The organism is uncultured Thalassolituus sp., from assembly GCF_950066645.1.
Classification (GTDB): domain Bacteria; phylum Pseudomonadota; class Gammaproteobacteria; order Pseudomonadales; family Oceanobacteraceae; genus Thalassolituus.
Genome location: NZ_CATMFB010000006.1, coordinates 196,521 through 212,658 on the forward strand (window position 1 = coordinate 196,521; position 16,138 = coordinate 212,658).

Annotated in this window: 15 protein-coding genes; 3 read left to right on the top strand and 12 right to left on the bottom strand. The window is 55.5% G+C overall.

Annotated features, from left to right (window positions below):
- The 12 genes from rimK to Q1L85_RS07625 form a co-directional block, all read right to left on the bottom strand.
- Window positions 1-906, bottom strand: coding sequence for a 30S ribosomal protein S6--L-glutamate ligase (gene rimK, locus Q1L85_RS07570; RefSeq protein WP_300427520.1), 906 nt, complete (start codon window positions 904-906; stop codon window positions 1-3).
- 82 nt (window positions 907-988) lie between these two features.
- The gene (locus tag Q1L85_RS07575; protein ID WP_300427519.1) at window positions 989-1,546 is read right to left on the bottom strand and encodes a sigma-70 family RNA polymerase sigma factor; all 558 of its coding nucleotides are present in this window, start codon (window positions 1,544-1,546) and stop codon (window positions 989-991) included.
- A 3-nt stretch (window positions 1,547-1,549) separates the two neighbouring features.
- The gene (locus Q1L85_RS07580; RefSeq protein ID WP_300427518.1) at window positions 1,550-2,380 is read right to left on the bottom strand and encodes a hypothetical protein; all 831 of its coding nucleotides are present in this window, start codon (window positions 2,378-2,380) and stop codon (window positions 1,550-1,552) included.
- Window positions 2,380-2,637: a hypothetical protein gene (locus Q1L85_RS07585; protein ID WP_300427517.1), complete on the bottom strand. Its 258-nt coding sequence runs from the start codon at window positions 2,635-2,637 to the stop codon at window positions 2,380-2,382. Before Q1L85_RS07585 ends, Q1L85_RS07580 begins: the two co-directional genes overlap by 1 nt.
- Window positions 2,638-2,744: 107 nt before the next feature.
- Window positions 2,745-3,857 carry a DUF21 domain-containing protein gene (locus Q1L85_RS07590; protein ID WP_300427516.1) on the bottom strand — a complete coding sequence of 371 codons (1,113 nt, stop codon included), beginning with the start codon at window positions 3,855-3,857 and terminating at the stop codon, window positions 2,745-2,747.
- Window positions 3,858-3,870: 13 nt separating this feature from the next.
- Complete coding sequence (locus Q1L85_RS07595) at window positions 3,871-5,205, bottom strand: magnesium transporter (RefSeq protein WP_300427515.1); 1,335 nt, start codon at window positions 5,203-5,205, stop codon at window positions 3,871-3,873.
- Window positions 5,202-5,993: a glucosaminidase domain-containing protein gene (locus Q1L85_RS07600; protein WP_300427513.1), complete on the bottom strand. Its 792-nt coding sequence runs from the start codon at window positions 5,991-5,993 to the stop codon at window positions 5,202-5,204. The genes Q1L85_RS07595 and Q1L85_RS07600 overlap by 4 nt, the downstream gene beginning before the upstream one ends.
- 79 nt (window positions 5,994-6,072) lie before the next feature.
- Window positions 6,073-9,672 (bottom strand): hydantoinase B/oxoprolinase family protein, encoded by a 3,600-nt coding sequence (locus tag Q1L85_RS07605; protein WP_300427512.1) that lies wholly within the window; start codon window positions 9,670-9,672, stop codon window positions 6,073-6,075.
- A gap of 50 nt (window positions 9,673-9,722) precedes the next feature.
- Entirely contained in the window at window positions 9,723-10,358 is a 636-nt protein-coding gene (locus Q1L85_RS07610) for a c-type cytochrome (protein ID WP_300427511.1), read from the bottom strand.
- Between the two features lie 131 nt (window positions 10,359-10,489).
- On the bottom strand, window positions 10,490-10,909 hold the full coding sequence (locus tag Q1L85_RS07615; protein WP_300427510.1) for a copper chaperone PCu(A)C: 420 nt from the start codon (window positions 10,907-10,909) through the stop codon (window positions 10,490-10,492).
- A 72-nt stretch (window positions 10,910-10,981) separates the two neighbouring features.
- Entirely contained in the window at window positions 10,982-12,958 is a 1,977-nt protein-coding gene (locus Q1L85_RS07620; RefSeq protein WP_300427509.1) for an EAL domain-containing protein, read from the bottom strand.
- 12 nt (window positions 12,959-12,970) lie between these two features.
- Complete coding sequence (locus Q1L85_RS07625; RefSeq protein ID WP_300427508.1) at window positions 12,971-13,648, bottom strand: transglutaminase-like cysteine peptidase; 678 nt, start codon at window positions 13,646-13,648, stop codon at window positions 12,971-12,973.
- Between the two features lie 151 nt (window positions 13,649-13,799).
- Between Q1L85_RS07625 and aroQ the strand changes: the two genes are divergently transcribed.
- From aroQ to Q1L85_RS07640, 3 genes are all read left to right on the top strand, one after another.
- A complete protein-coding gene (gene aroQ, locus Q1L85_RS07630; RefSeq protein ID WP_300427507.1) occupies window positions 13,800-14,243 on the top strand; it encodes a type II 3-dehydroquinate dehydratase in 444 nt (147 codons plus the stop codon).
- 2 nt (window positions 14,244-14,245) lie between these two features.
- Complete coding sequence (gene prmA, locus Q1L85_RS07635; protein ID WP_300427505.1) at window positions 14,246-15,139, top strand: 50S ribosomal protein L11 methyltransferase; 894 nt, start codon at window positions 14,246-14,248, stop codon at window positions 15,137-15,139.
- An 8-nt stretch (window positions 15,140-15,147) separates the two neighbouring features.
- A partial coding sequence (locus Q1L85_RS07640) for an MJ0042-type zinc finger domain-containing protein (protein WP_300427504.1) occupies window positions 15,148-16,138 on the top strand: 991 nt, incomplete at its 3' end.

Here is a 16,138-nt window from a genome sequence, read left to right on the forward strand (position 1 = left end):
TCATCCCTGTCCTTTCGTACGGGTATTGTTCGGGCGCGCATTTTTCTCAATAAACTCGAAAATCATGCCAGCAACATCTTTACCGGTCGCATTTTCGATACCCTCAAGCCCCGGAGAAGAGTTCACTTCCATCACCACTGGACCGTCTTTCGCCTGCAGAATATCAACACCACAGACATTCAGGCCCATAACCTTGGCAGCGTTAACCGCTGTCGCGCGCTCTTTCGCGCTCAGTTTCACCAGAGTGGCCTGACCACCACGATGGAGATTAGAACGGAACTCACCCTCCGCTGCCTGACGCTTCATCGCGGCCACAACTTTACCGCCAACGACAAAACAGCGGATATCTGCGCCACCGGCTTCTTTAATGTATTCCTGTACCAGGATGTTAGCCTTCAGCCCCATAAAGGCTTCGATAATACTCTCTGCGGCCTTACTGGTTTCTGCCAGTACCACACCAATCCCCTGCGTACCCTCCAGCAGTTTCACCACCAGCGGAGCGCCGCCCACCATTTTAATCAGGTCTTTAACGTTATCCGGAGAGTGTGCAAAACCCGTGCGTGGCAGGCCCACGCCTTTACGTGACAGCAGCTGCATAGAGCGCAACTTATCGCGGGAACGGCTGATCGCAACCGATTCATTGACCGCAAAGGTGCCCATCATTTCAAACTGACGGACCACGGACGTTCCGTAAAAAGTAATCGACGAACCAATACGCGGGATCACAGCGTCATACTCGGGCAGTGGCTCTCCTTTGTAACGGACAGCTGGCCGGTTACTGGTGATATCCATATAACAATGCAATGTATCAATGACATCAACTTCATGACCACGGGCAACACCTGCTTCAACCAGGCGGCGTGTTGAATACAGACCCGGGCCACGGGATAACACAGCAATCTTCATTGTTATTTCCTTTTTATAAATTTGAGGTTGTTAGATGCGGGGGGCGCCCGCCAGGTCACATCCCTGAAGAAAAAAACTGAAACTAAGGATAGCCTGTTTCTTCGCTCTGCCGTCGCAGTTTCTCGAGTGCCCGCTGGTAACGCATCTTCAGAGCACTCAGCTTATCGCCGGTGATATCAGCGATGTCCTGAAACTCAAGTTCAGAGACCAGACGAAGAGTGACCACAGTGCGCTCCTGCGGGTTGAGCGCAGCAATCATGCGCTCAAACCGGTCACCCGACAAGGCATACGCATACTCCCGACCTTCCTCGTGAAGATCAGGATCAAAGGACTGGTCGTCGCGCTGACGCCGTAACAGATCCATGCACTGGTTATAAGCAATCCGGTAAGCCCAGGTGCGGAAAGCAGACTCCCCCCGGAAACCAGGCAGGTGGTGAAAAATACGCAACAGGACTTCCTGATACACATCTTCAGCCTGCTCTGGCCCTGGACAGAGATTTCTGCACAGGCCGGTGAGAACGCTCTCATGACGCAACATCAAAGCTTCATAAGCCCCGGTTGCGTGAGGCAGCTGATGCTTTGCCAGCGTCACCAGTTGGGTATCTGTCAGGCGGTCCAGCGCCTGCAGAGATACCGCCATCCGTCAGTCGTCAGAACGTGTCGCAAATGACGATTTGATCAGGCGTGCATTAGGAATACGGCGTATTTCATCCCCCACCTGAACCAGAGTGTTCACCGTTCCTACGGCCAGGACAGTGCCTTCTTCGCCGTCAAACTTAAGAACTTCGCCTGGTATCAGCTGCTCACGCAGATAAACGCCACTGATCATCTGGGCTGAGACATCCCGGGTGCCCAGACCGAAAGAAATTGCCACCGCCAGTCCGACACTGCCAAGTACAATGGCAAAGAAGAGATCAAACAGGTCGGTCGCAATTTCTAACTGATTAATCGCCAGTGAGGCCGTAATCAGCAGAGTAATACCGTATACAACCTGAGCGACAGCGCGGGAATAATCAACGCCCATGTGCTTCATGGCGTGATCAATACTGCGCTTCAGGTGGTGGCCGATAAACATCCCGCCCACCACAACAGCAATGGCGCCCAGCATCTTAGGCAGATACAGGACAAAATCATCAACCACTGAAGAAATACGGTCGAGACCGAGTGTTTCAGCAGCTGAAAGAATAATAAGAAGTACCAGGAACAGGCGCACTAACGCGACCAGAGCTTCCGACGGGGTCATACTCATCCCTGCGGTCGCCATCCCTTTACTGAGGCCAATACGTTGACATAAACCATCGAAGCCGAGTTTCCGCAACATCATCACCAGCGCTTTACTGAACAGGCGGATCACCGCAAGACAGATCAGTACAACGACGATCGTCATCACGAGCTTTGGCATAAAGGCCGCGATTTTGCTCCAGAAATTCATCCCTGCATCCAGCAGAGGTTGCGTCCATTGTTCCAGGTTCATCAGGGTTCCTCGGTGGTTTTATTCTGTGTGGTCTGGCGACCAGTGGTTTTTACTGCACGGTACAGATGCAGACCCAGACCCGCGACCAGTACCCAGACAATCGCAGTGACAAACCCCAGACCTTCTTTATAAGCGGTTTCACGGCGCGCTCTTTCCAGTGCTCTGGAAAGATCCGCCGGTGGTTTTGCCACCTGACTCTGCCGCGCTTCGTCTTTGGCAAAGGCTTTCAGCCGCTGTTCAAAATCATCTTCATTCATGACTGCGATCTCTGAGTGCCGGGGGCGCTCCCCGGCGCTGTTAATTAAGGGACCATACCTTAAGCTCCTGGCCCATATACATTCTGACGGATACTACCCTGCTCAGGTCACACAATGGCTGAATTTTTTTCTGTTTTCTGTTTTTGTTCTTCGCGCAACTCGCGTGACACTATGCCTTTCAGTAATCTGCCGAGGATATCTGCCCCGGTGATAATACGGGGGTTATCACCCCAGACAAGCACGGCATCAAACTCCAGCGCGTCATCATGTTGATGATCGTGTTCCGCCTGATTTTTCAGCTCAAGAATGGTCTCACCAATCGTCACGTTTTCATCACGGATAATCAGAGGGCGATGGCAGAACCGGTAGAGATCCAGCGGTGTATCTTTCTCAAATAATGCTGCCCGCAATGCACCATCGGCGTCCAGCAACAGCAGTGGCTCGCCCTGTTCGTCGGCAAGAATAACCCAGTTGTGACCACTGGCATTCACTCGCTGAAGAAACGGATCATTTTCTGTGCGCTCGACATCCGGAATCAATGGCAGATCCATTTTCGCCGGCAGGCGTATTACTGAATCCGGATTGATAAGTTCTCCTTCCTGACTGACTTTCAGGTCGTCAATACTGAGAAAATTAAGTGCACCGATGCCCTCAACATGATCCACTTCGGCTTCGTCCGCTTCGACGTGCTTGCGTATAACGCGCTTCAGATCCCGCTCACGCAGATAACTGATTCCCTCTTTGCCTAACCAACCATCAAGCAGTAATGCGGCTGGCTTAGCCACAGGGAAAAGCAGAACCTGATAAAAGCGCATCGCTGGCGTCAGTGCAGAAGCCATACGCAACGCATTCCGCGAAAAATACGCCTGTGGAAGAATTTCACCACACAGGGTAATAAACACGGTTGAGAACAGAAAGGCGCTGGCTCCAGCGAGTACCGAGTCAGATAACAGAGTCAGTAACACGTTAATGCCAACGTTGCCCCAGAGAATCGTTGTCAGCAGAAAATTAGAATCCTGGCGCATCGCGAGAATACGCTGTGCAGCCCGGTTATTGTGCGATGCTTCAACTTCCAGCTCGAGCATATTCAGCGAGAAAAATGCCAGGTTAAGCCCTGAAAACATCGCTGACTGAGATATACAGAAAGCGATTCCCAGCCACACGAGAGTGTCCACCGGAAGCTGTTGTATTGCTTCCAGTGCAGATGTCAGAAATTCCAAAATGGAGCCCTTATCAGAGTAAAATCAGAGTGCCCAGGCCAAGAAAAGCCACGAAGCCCACAATGTCAGTGACGGTAGTCAGAATCACCGAACCCGACAGTGCCGGGTCAATTTTCAGGCGATCAAGAATCACTGGAATAATCACGCCCGAAAATGCAGCTGCAACAATGTTCATGGCGATGGCCGAGGCAATAACAATGCCGATCAACGGACTTCCAAACCAGACCATTGCGACAATACCAATCACGACCGCCCAGATGACACCGTTGAGTCCACCGACACTCAGCTCTTTTCTCAATAATGCCGAGCGGTTAGCGGGAGTAATCTGGTTCAGAGCCAGACCGCGGATCATCAGTGTCAGTGTCTGGCTTCCGGCAATTCCCCCCATGCTGGCGACCACAGGCATAAGCACTGCCAGTGCGACCACTTCCTGCAGGGTGGCTTCAAACAGACCAATAAACCAGGAGGCTGCAAACGCCGTCAGCAGGTTAATACCCAGCCAGATCGCGCGCCCTTTGGCACTTTTTCGTACTGGTGCAAACAAGTCTTCCTCGTTATCCATACCGGCACCGGCCATCAGCTGCGATTCATAAAATTCCTGCAGCAGTTCCAGCGCGGTTGTCATGTCGAGGCAACCAAGTAATTTTTCCTGATCGTCGACCACTGGCAACGCAGACAGGCGTGCACTCTGAATTCGCGACGAGGCTTCCTGCACACCATCGGTTGCCTGCAAGGGGTCCAGTCCTTCACTGATCAGATCCGCCAGAGGAATATGGTCCTGCTCGCGCCAGATATCCGATAAACGTACCGTGCCGGCATACTGACCAACACGGTTGGTCAGAAACACAGCGTCCCGATATTCCGGATGCTGACGACGCAACAGACGATGCACGTCACGCACTTTCGCTGTCTGCGGCAAGGTCAGCATCTCATGGCTCAGCCAGTGACCAATCAGATCATCACTGTACTGACGGGCACTGAGGAACCACTCCTGCTGCTGTTCATCCATGCGTTTGAACGCACGTTCGATCAGACGCCCGGACAGAGAGTCAGCCAGCTCAAGCAGCTCGCTGGCATCCAGTCCGGTTAACAGTTCGTCCAGTTCTTCTTTGCTCAGGTCATCAAGAATGCGTTCACGCGGGTCAGCACGCATGGCAAGGAGCACGGCGAAGCGCTCCTCCTCATCGAGCAGTCTCCAGGTTGCCAGACGTTGCTCAACCGGGAGCGATTCCAGCAACAGGCCAACTTCTTCAGTCGGCATCTGACGCAAGGCAATCACTCTGTCGCGTTGCTGATCGGTGTCTTCTTCTACAATGTTACCGATCAGCTCATTCCATTCCTGACTCACTGAGTATTCCTCTGTACCAGGTGTACGTTGTATTGGCTGAGTTTATTCTGACGGATCACGGAAGAAATGTGATCAACGTATTCAGTACCCAACTCAGAATAATTTTCCAGCCCTACCGCCATATCAATCCCAGGCGTTGCCGTCGTACGGCCACGGCGAATACCCTGACGGACTTCCCTCAGGCTGACATAGGTAGGATGGCGGTTAAGGTTTTCGAAGTAAGAGCGCACGGCGGCATTCACGGTCTTAAATCTGGCGACTTCGTGGCTCGCACCCTCATTGCGTTTCGCGGGTACAATGCCGCAACCTTCAGAAAAACACCACTGGCCAAACAGGTTATTTCCTTCCTGAGCAAAGCGCGAACGCCCCCATGCACTTTCCATGGCCGCCTGCGAAAGCGTCAGCGACACTGGGATCACATCAACCCGGCGCAGTAAGGCCGTAAAATCAGGCGCACCTGAGGCCTTGGCATCAACACGGTAGCGGCTGGCAACATCCGCCAGCCAGGCTGATTCAGATTCGGTTAAGGCACCGTCTTCAGACTTTTTCTGCAGGTCTTTTACCGCAGCGCGGATCGCCAGTGTGCGCTCATTCTCAGCTTCGACCACCGGGCGCAGCTGCTCAAAAAACCGGGCCTTACGTACTTTGACATCCAGCTCATCTTTCTGAGGGTCAATTTTTTTAACAACCGGCTGTGTGCGGGCGTCCAGATCCGGCAGACCGTTGTCTTCTGCACAGGCAGAAACCATCAACAGCGAGAGTGTGAGTAAAAAAGTACGGGTCATCATTTTATGTGTCCTTATTTTATTCCATAGCAGCATAGACGAAGCTACTCAGGACAAAGTCACACCGACCCGTGATTTTTTTTCAGACGTCCTTTGGCGACCAGCCGCCACCACCCGGTGTATGCACGCAGAAGACATCTCCAGCCTGCATCGACACATTGGCACAGGCACCCAGCCACTCAATACGATTGTCGTGGCGCAGAACGAAATTCACCCCCGTTTGCCCTTCGCCGGCGCCGTTAAGTCCAAACACAGGCTGAATGCGATGACCGCTGATAATATTGGCCTGCATGGGCGTGAGAAAACGGATATGCCGTTCAACGCCACAACCTCCAGCGTGGTGACCTTTACCGCCACTTAACTGGCGGATATGGAAACGATCTAATACCACAGGAAAACGCTGCTCCAGAACTTCCGGATCTGTCAGGCGCGAATTGGTCATATGGACGTGCACCCCGGACGCACCCGACCCAGATGCGCTGGCACCTGCACCGCCACAGAGGGTTTCGTAATACTGATGACGGGCATCCCCGAACGTGAAGTTATTGTTCGTCCCCTGTCCGCCGGCCATCAATCCAAGAGCGCCCATCAGGCAGTCAACAAGGTATTGGGCTGTTTCCACATTTCCCGATACCACCGCAGCAGGATACTCCGGAGCAATAACAGAGGCCGGCGGAATGCGGATATCTAACGCCCGGAAGAATCCCGCATTCAGTGGCATTGGTTTATTCACCAGCACACGGAAGCTATACAGCACCGCCGCCTTCACCACTGAGGAAGGTGCATTGAAGTTGCCCGGGTGCTGTAGCTGATCAGCGCGATACCCTGTGCCGCTGAAGTCGATCAGTGCCCTGCCCTGCGTCTGATCAACGTCGATTCTGACCTCAAAGTGCGTTCCGTCGTCCATATCGTAGGCGAACTGACCGGAGGGAAGCCCCGCGAGACAGCTTCGTAGTGTCTGCTCGGCATTGTCCTGAACCGCCTGCATACAGGCATGAATCTGATCTTCACCATAAACCTGACAGAGGCGCGTCAGCTCTGCCGCGCCTTTTTCACAGGCTGCCAGCTGCGCCATCAGGTCAGCGATATTCTGATCCGGATTACGCGCCGGGTAACGGGCCGCAGCCAGAACATCGCGGATCTCCTGCTCATAAAAGCGCCCGTCCCGCATCAGAATCAGGTTATCAAGCAGTACACCTTCTTCTTCGATATGACGGCTGTCTGCCGGCATAGACCCGGGAGTAATACCGCCAATATCAGCATGGTGACCACGCGCCGCAACATAAAACGACGCCTGTTTTCCGGCGCCGATAAATACCGGCCGCACGACAGTCACATCCGGCAGATGGGTCCCGCCGTTGTAGGGCGTATTCAGCACAAACGCATCCCCGGGGCGCATGTCAGTATGATCACGCATCACCACATGGATACTTTCACTCATCGACCCCAGGTGGACCGGAATATGCGGCGCATTGGCCACCAGCTCCCCGTGACGGTCAAATACCGCGCAGGAAAAATCCAGGCGCTCTTTGATGTTGACGCTACTGGCAGTTTTCTCCAGCACAAAGCCCATCTGCTCTGCCGCGGCCATAAACAGGTTATTAAATATCTCGAGCGTGACCGGGTCCTGCGCGCTGCGCTGCGTCTGAGGGGTCGCCGCCGTATCACTCTGGCTCATCAGTAGCGCACCGCTTGGCAGAACCGTCATGCGCCATCCGGTTTCCAGCACATGAGTGGAATTACTGTCGGTGATCAACGCCGGTCCGGTGATCGAAAATCCGGCCGCCAACTCATTGCGATGCCAGACCGGAACCTCGCGCCACTCACCCGACGTATACATGCGCGTCGTTTCATGGCACTCGCCGGGCGACGCACCCGGTAGAAGACTTTCTGGCAAGGCCTGCCCCTGCGTCACTATCTCAAGCTGCAGTGCGTCAGCGTTCACCTGACGTCCTGGGTACGCAAAACCAAACATCTGGCGGTGCTGCGCTTCAAACTCAGCAAGCGCTTCTGCGGGGTCTGTCCAGTCCACCAGCAAAGGGGTGTCGGCGCCTTCATAGCGCAGATAGACCCGGAGCCGGGCCTCTCCTGCCAGGTGTGCCCCCTCCTGCTGCAATGTCGCAGCGGCCACAGCAATCGCTTTGGGAGCATCCGCCAGTGGCACCTCTAACGGCCGTTCAGCCATCCAGCGCTGCCCTGCAATGCCGATCCCATACGCGGACAGCACACCGGCCATCGGGTGCAGATAGGTTTTATGCATTCCAAGCGCAGTAGCAACGGCACAGGCGTGCTGTCCCCCGGCACCACCAAACGCACTCAGAACGTAATTCTGAATATCGTAACCACGCTGCACAGATATCTTTTTAACTGCCGCCGCCATATTCTCAACGGCAATCGTCAGAAACCCTTCCGCCAGCTGTTCAGGCGTCCATTCAGTGCCGGTGGCTGCAGAAACGTCCGCCGCAAGCGTGGTAAATTTTTCCCGGACCAGAACGTCGTCCAGCGGCTGATTCTGATCGGGTCCGAACACCTCAGGGAAATAACGTGGCTGAATCCGTCCCAACAGGAGATTACAGTCGGTCACCGTCAAGGGGCCCCCGTTGCGGTAACAGGCAGGCCCGGGAAATGCCCCGGCCGACTCTGGCCCAACCTGTAAGCGGCCATCGGCAAACTGCACGATAGAACCGCCACCCGCCGCGACCGTATGAATGTTCATCATAGGCACGCGCAGACGTACGCCATTGACCTGCGTTTCTGTCTCACGCTCAAGCACTCCGGCGTAATGACTGACGTCGGTGGATGTACCCCCCATATCGAAGCCCACCACCCGATCGAATCCATCGGCCTCAGCGGTCCGGACCATCCCCACCACTCCGCCCGCTGGCCCCGAAAGAATCGCATCACGGCCCTGGAAATAACGGGCGCTGGTCAGGCCACCGTTTGACTGCATAAATTCCAGCTGCGTAGTGCTGTGTCCCATCGCTCTGAGCGCAGCGTCCACCTGATTGACGTACCGGCGCAGGACGGGCGAAAGATAGGCATCGGCCACGGTGGTGTCCCCACGGGACACAAGCTTAATCAGAGGGCTGACTTCATGACTGAGAGAGATCTGAGTAAATCCGGCGTGAGCAGCAATCTGTCCGATACGACGCTCATGCTGCGGATACCGGTAACTGTGCATCAGCACCACCGCGACGCTGCGATAGCCCCGGCCGTAGGCTTCTTTAAGCTGAACCAGCACAGATTCTTCGTCCAACGGCATGTCAGGAGTGCCATCGGCCAGTACCCGCTCAGCAACTTCACAAACCTGACCATACAGAGGCGCAGGCTTATCAATGTGAAGTGCAAAAATATCCGGACGTGTCTGGTACCCGATTTCCAGCTGATCCCTGAGTCCGGTCGAAATCAGCAGCAGTGTACGCTCACCTTTACGCTCCAGCAGAGCGTTGGTGGCCACCGTTGTGCCCATGCGTACTGACGCAATACTGGCGGAAAGATGAGGATAGCGCGCCTGACACTGGCGAATGCCCTCGATCGCTGCATCGGCATAGTGCGCGGGATTTTCAGACAACAGCTTGTGGGTAATCACTTCCTGTGTGGGCGTCAGGGCAACAATATCGGTGAAGGTGCCCCCCCGGTCGATCCAGAACTGCCAATGCTGTTGTTGAGGAGATAAAGCCATGATGCACCCGCCAGGAAATTCATTGGGCGCATCATAGCAAAGGGGCGGGATCAGGGCATATTTGCAACCCAGCTGGCGACGGCTTCCAGATCGTCTTCAGAGAGATTCTGGACGACCGCTGTCATCGGCGAGTTTCTGCGACTACGGCTGCCATCATGAAACTTCAGCAAGGTTGTACGCAGAAACGTATAGGGCTGACCCGCAATCCGCGGAGTCTGCTGATTGCCATGACCAGCTTCACCGTGGCAGGCAAAACACAGAGAAGTATAAATCTGCATGCCCCGGACCTGAGCCGTCGGCTGCTCTTCCCGGGGCTTCACCGGCAGCTCAGAAAAGTACATCGCAATAGCGATACGCTCGTCCGCACTGAGTGATGGCGCCAGGCGGCTCATGACAAAGTTCTCGCGCTCTCCGGAGGCAAATTTCTCAAACTGAGTGAAAAGGTACGCGGCATTCTGGCTGGCGAGATTCGGCACATAATCACGACGACTGTTGCCATCTTCGCCATGGCAGCGAAAGCAGAACTGCCCGCGTTCTTTGCCTTGAGCCCTCATCTCTGCTGCTTTTTCAGGCACCTGTTTTAAAGCCTGGTAACGCGCCAGCACATCGTCAGGCGACTCGGCCCAGGGGGTAGGTGAGTACAGGGCTGACAACAGAAAAGCGAGCCGCCACACAGATATATTCATGCACATCCTCCATTCAGGCTGCACACCATATGGAGCGCCCACTCCCCTGCCAATAGGCAGACTCCGCCGCGATGACGGAATCTGTATCATGCACTGATGCAGATCAAGACTGCCGTGTCTCAGGCAGATGTTCAGTCGAGAGGTGAATACAATTGCGCTGCGGTGTCGATGCAGTCGCCATTATCGAAACACAACGTCATCGGCAGGCTATCCGCCAGAGGCAGCTGCAGACGGAACAACATCAGGTGTAACCCACCCGATTTAAGCACCACGCTACTGTCAGCCGGAATTTCCAGCGTCTCTAACTGACGCATTTTCATTATGCCGTCTTCGTGGGTATGAGTATGAATTTCAATAATGCCCGCCCACGGTGCTTTCACCGACACCAGACTCCGTGCCTCATCAGAGGTGTTTTTCAGCGTGAGAAACCCTGCGCTCATATAGCGGCCCGGCACAGGCTCGCGTACTTTGGCATCGGTCACAAGGATGTCTGCGGCTGATACACTGCTGCTCAGGAATATCGCGCACAGACCCAACCAGAATTTCATCATGTGTCTCCTAATATGGGTGACGCCCAGTATACCCCGCTCAAGCCACGATCAGGCGCGGCAGATTGCCGCAACTCAGAATGGTTGCCAGGCGAGCGCCTCTTCCAGCGATGGCATTGGCCGGCAGTAGAAATATCCACCCAGACCATCGACCCCCGTCTGACGGACGGCTGCAACATCCAGCTCTTCTTCCAGCCCTTCCGCCAACACCAGAAGGTCAAGGTTATGAGCAATCTGCACCATACTCTGGATATAAAACCTGTGATCCTGCGCCTGGTGCACGCCGCGGTTAAAGCTGCCGTCGATACGGACGTAGTCCAGCGGCAAACGCTGCAGATAGGCAAAAGCCATGGTTCCGGTGCCGACCTGATCAATCCCCATGACGACCCCCAGGGGCTGCAGCATCAGAGCCAGGCGCGCAATGGCGTGCTCGGCCGAATAGAGAGCGAACTCAGGTACCTCCAGAGCCACATAGCGGGCCTGTTCCGGAAACTCACCAAACAGGCTGATCAGCTTCTGGTGGAAACCTTCGTCGATCACAGACGCCGGCGACAGGTTGATACAGAAGCGCACAGGATGCGCCGTAAAATCCACATTGCGCATCTGCCCAAGTACCGCACGGATCACTGACAGGTCATATCGTGATGCCAGACGATGTTGTTCAACCATCGGCCAGAAACGCGCCGCGGAGAGAGTTTCACCCTGCCATTCAATACGGCTGAATACTTCATACTGAATCGTGTGTTTGTCGTTGTTCGAAATGACGGGCAGAAACTGCAGGCGGATATCTTCCTGCTCAAGAACCTGGGTCAGCAGTACGCGCCATTCGGTGGCCGTCCATTCGCCTGCTCCGGGCGCGTCGTCGCGGTAAAGCACGTAACGGGCGGTCGGTTGTCGCTGCGCCTGACGCAGAGCCGCATCTGCACGGCTGAACGCCACCACCGGATCATCCTGCAGACCCTGCAGAAACACGCCCCCGACATGAAAGGACAATTCATTGCGTTGCGACAATGCAGAAACACTCAGAAGGCTGAACGTCTGCTGCACAATTTCTTCCGCCTGGGCACGGTCAGCACAGGGCACAAACAGTGCGAAGTCCGCACCGGCACGACGTCCCAGAATGCTGTTCGGATAATCTCCCCGCCACTGCTCAAGCGTCCGGCCCAACATAGAGAGCAGATCATCCCCCGCCTGCCGCCCGGCATTAAGGTTATAGTCTGCGAAGTCCTGCAGCTGCATGATGATCAGGACACCACTGTGCTCATCGTCACGGCTCAGAATATGTTCGAAGCGCTGGTCAAACCCACGACGATTAAGCAGCCCTGTTGCCGCATCAAGGTAGGATTCTTCCCGCAGGCGCTCGGTCATCTGCGCCTGTTCAGAGAAAATCGCCTGCAGCTTGCTCACCATTTTATTCATGGCCAGAACTACCCGGGCAAGCTCGCGGGCACGCGGGATCTCTTCCTGCACCTGCCAGTCGCGTTCACAGATGGCCAGAGCCTGTTGCTCCACCGCCACCAGCGGCCGGAACAGGAACCGCAACAGCACCTGCAACAGCAGCAGACTGATCAGCAACACCCAGGCGAACCAGATGAGTTCAGCACGGACCATGTTCCAGAGATCGCGGTAGGCAAAATCGCTGTGGCTGGTCACACGGATGGTGCCCAGACGACTCCAGCCCCGGGTCACATCCGCTTCGGCCGGCATGAGTTCAAGCGGCGCCACCGATTTAAACCACGCGGGCGCCCCACTGTCATCTAACGCCTGTCTGGCCCGACGATGCAGCTCTTCACCACTGGTTCGGGCAAACGTAATATCTTCAAAGAAGCCGCGATCAAACAGCACATCCATCAGGCGGGTCTGCTGAACCGTATCGTCAGCGCTGATCTGAGACATAGACAGGGCCAGCGACGTCGCCGCGTCGTATGCACGCGCGTTCAGTTGCTGTTGAAAGTAATCGCGGCCGTTCATTACGGTCAGCATGAGGTTTCCGACCAGAAGGACCACCACCAGCGCGCTGGTCAGCAATGAAAACTGTTGTCTGAGTGTCATCGTCTGGCTTCCTTATAAGTCCATGCCGAGATTATTCATACGGACACGCAGATCCGTCCATAAGTCGAGTTTGTTCGGGTTACCCATCAATATACCCTGACCTTTCATCCGGTCCAGCCACATTCCGTCAGCATTGAAACTATAGACAGGATCAAGATCAGGCCGGTCACTGGCCGAGCGTATCTGTGGGATCAGGTTATCAAGCACCACAGGGACCGCATCGGGCCTGGGGAAATACGTCAGCACCATATGTGCCTGGTTTAAACGAACAGCTTTCACATACGTGATGCGCAGCCGGGACGTAGGAATACCCAGCTTGACCAGGCTGTAATACTTGGCGATCACGTAATCTTCGCAATCTCCGCCATCGCTGGCCAGTGCCTCATAAGGCGTCGCCCAGTAGTCAATCTGCCCCCAGTGGTCCTCATCAGAGACAAAACGCAGAGTGCGGTTAAAGAAGCGGTTCACTTCCTCCAGCTTACGGTCATCGGCAAAGCCCGCCGTGCGCTGCAGCATAGTGCGCCAGTCGTCTATCCGGTCAGCGGCGGCCCGGTCAAATTCCCGGTCGGCTCTGTCCGTCAGTTGCGGGGGCACCCACTGGTAGGCATCGGCCACGATCATGCCCGACAGCGCACAAGCGCCGACGCACACAAACTGCAGCAGGGTTCTTATCCGGGGTACCCGTTTCATGTGGCAGGAAGGCCTTAACCTCTCAACGTAACAGGTAAACTATAGTCGCTGACACGGAAACCGCCCGCCCCAACCACCGCGGATGCTGGACGCTTACACGGTTTTTCGGCAAACTCGCAGCAGAAATGTCTTATATTTCCGGAATGACATCATGGCACGCATACTGGTCCTGCAAGGGCCGAACCTAAATCTGCTTGGCACCCGCGAACCGCATATCTACGGGTCGACCACTCTGGCTGACATCGAGGCCACACTGAGTGAGCAATCAGGCTCCGCAGGCTTTGAATTTGAGCAGCTGCAGAGCAACGCCGAGCATATTCTGATTGATCGTATTCACGCTGCCCGCACAGATGGCACCGCGTTTATCCTGATCAACCCGGGCGCCTTCACTCATACCAGTGTTGCCATCCGCGATGCACTGGCGGGGGTCGCTATCCCCTTTATCGAGGTTCATATCTCGAATGTGCATGCCCGTGAGCCTTTCCGTCAGCACTCCTATTTATCTGATATCGCTGTTGGCGTTATCTGCGGATTAGGCGTTCAGGGCTATGAGCTGGCCCTGCAGGCCGCGATCCGTCACATCAGCAAGAGTTAATCATGTCCTGGATTCAGATCCGTATTCACGCAAAACAGCCACAGGTGCAGGCGCTGGAAAATGCCCTGCTTGCCTGCGGTTCACTGTCTGTCACCCTTCAGGATGACGCCGACCAGCCAATTCTTGAGCCCGAACTGGGCACAACCCCCATCTGGGATGACACACAGGTGATTGGGCTGTTCGAAGCAACCCATAACCCGGATGAGCTGCGTGCGCGTCTGGAGCAGGCGTTCAGCGCAAAATGCAAAGGGGAACCTCTGCCAGCGGCAAAGATCGAAATTCTGGAAGACAAAGACTGGGTCCGTGCCTGGATGGACGACTACCACCCCATGCAGTTTGGTCAGCGACTCTGGGTCTGCCCCAGCTGGCGTGAACCTCCGCAGCAGGACGCCGTTAACCTGATGCTCGACCCGGGTCTGGCCTTCGGCACCGGGACACACCCAACAACGTCGCTGTGCCTGAAGTTTCTCGACCGGGAAGTCGAAGGTGACGAACTCGTCGTCGACTTTGGCTGCGGTAGCGGCATTCTGGGTATTGCTGCCCTGCTTCTCGGTGCACGCCATATGGTTGGTATCGACATCGACCCACAGGCGCTGCTGGCCACTGAAGATAACGCCAACCGTAACCAGGTTGCCCGTGATCGGTATGAAATTTACTTGCCGGAGAATACCCCCGAAGTTCAGGCTGACATTATGGTCGCCAATATTCTTGCCGGCCCGCTTGAACAGTTGGCGCCAACCATTGCCGGCCTGACACGCTCTGGCGGAAAACTGGCACTGTCCGGCCTGCTGGCCGAGCAGGCAGAGGCCATCTCCCGTTGTTACAGTCAGTGGTTTACTATGAGTGCGCCGGAACAGGAAGGCGACTGGGTCGTTCTGACAGGGATTAAACACTGAGGTTTAACATGAGTACGCAGGTTACCCGTTGTCCACACTGCCACACCAGCTTCCGGGTGCGGGATGAACATCTGCAGATTGCAGATGGGGCAGTTAGATGTGGTTCATGCCTGCAGGTATTCAATGCACGCGACTACTTCATCAGCGAGCCAACAGACGCAGAAGCGCCTGCGACAGCGGCCGCTGACACTCCTGCAGCCGCTGAGCCCGTCACGACCGGGCCTGCGTCCACGGCGACCGCAGAGAGCCCCCGTCGCGGTGGCATCACCTTCATGCCCGATGTAGACGACGATGAGCCTGCTCCTCCAGCCCGGACGCGCAGCGAACACCGTTTCACGCTCGTCGACGATGGCGATGCTGAAGAATCTGAGACTCCTGAGACCACAGTCCCGGAGCCAGACGCCACTGCACCAGAAGCCACCCCTGAGATCGCAACAGAGACCCCGCCTGAACCTGACGCTCGGGCATCAGACATTGCTGACGCGCCAGAGCCTGAAAAACCCTCTGCCCGCATCATAGATTTCGAACCTCTCTCTGCAGACAAGCGTGCAGAACACAGAAAAGCCGTCGTCAGTCAGATGGCCGACCTGGACGATGACGAAGAATACGATATCGACCTCGATTTCGAAGGCGAGCTTCTGATTTCTGACGACGGTATCGTTCCTCTGCATAAGAAGCCCGAAGCTCAGAGCGAAGACGCTCTGGCCGTTGATGACTCGCTTGCCGACCTGATTCCGGATGACGACGACATTGAGCAGATATCTGCAGAAGCTGAAGACGACGATCTCGCCGCACTGATGCCCGAGCAGGAAGACGATATCGAAGCTCTGCTTCCTGAGGTCGACGATGTCGAAGAGTTGCTGCCAGCCGATGACGATATTGATTCCGAAGAAATCATCTTTGATGCCCTGCCGGAAGAATCGCCAGAGCCAGAGCCAGAGCCAGAGCCAGAGCCAGAGCCAGAGCCAGAGCCAGAGCCAGAGCCAGAGCCAGAGCCAG

What these genes read in the sequence shown, in the direction of transcription:
- rimK (WP_300427520.1), bottom strand. Translation starts at nt 906, where the DNA reads ATGAAGATTGCTGTGTTATCCCGTGGCCCGGGTCTGTATTCAACACGC.
- Q1L85_RS07575 (WP_300427519.1), bottom strand. Translation starts at nt 1,546, where the DNA reads ATGGCGGTATCTCTGCAGGCGCTGGACCGCCTGACAGATACCCAACTG.
- Q1L85_RS07580 (WP_300427518.1), bottom strand. Translation starts at nt 2,380, where the DNA reads ATGAACCTGGAACAATGGACGCAACCTCTGCTGGATGCAGGGATGAAT.
- Q1L85_RS07585 (WP_300427517.1), bottom strand. Translation starts at nt 2,637, where the DNA reads ATGAATGAAGATGATTTTGAACAGCGGCTGAAAGCCTTTGCCAAAGAC.
- Q1L85_RS07600 (WP_300427513.1), bottom strand. Translation starts at nt 5,993, where the DNA reads ATGATGACCCGTACTTTTTTACTCACACTCTCGCTGTTGATGGTTTCT.
- Q1L85_RS07605 (WP_300427512.1), bottom strand. Translation starts at nt 9,672, where the DNA reads ATGGCTTTATCTCCTCAACAACAGCATTGGCAGTTCTGGATCGACCGG.
- Q1L85_RS07610 (WP_300427511.1), bottom strand. Translation starts at nt 10,358, where the DNA reads ATGAATATATCTGTGTGGCGGCTCGCTTTTCTGTTGTCAGCCCTGTAC.
- Q1L85_RS07615 (WP_300427510.1), bottom strand. Translation starts at nt 10,909, where the DNA reads ATGATGAAATTCTGGTTGGGTCTGTGCGCGATATTCCTGAGCAGCAGT.
- Q1L85_RS07620 (WP_300427509.1), bottom strand. Translation starts at nt 12,958, where the DNA reads ATGACACTCAGACAACAGTTTTCATTGCTGACCAGCGCGCTGGTGGTG.
- Q1L85_RS07625 (WP_300427508.1), bottom strand. Translation starts at nt 13,648, where the DNA reads ATGAAACGGGTACCCCGGATAAGAACCCTGCTGCAGTTTGTGTGCGTC.
- aroQ (WP_300427507.1), top strand. Translation starts at nt 13,800, where the DNA reads ATGGCACGCATACTGGTCCTGCAAGGGCCGAACCTAAATCTGCTTGGC.
- prmA (WP_300427505.1), top strand. Translation starts at nt 14,246, where the DNA reads ATGTCCTGGATTCAGATCCGTATTCACGCAAAACAGCCACAGGTGCAG.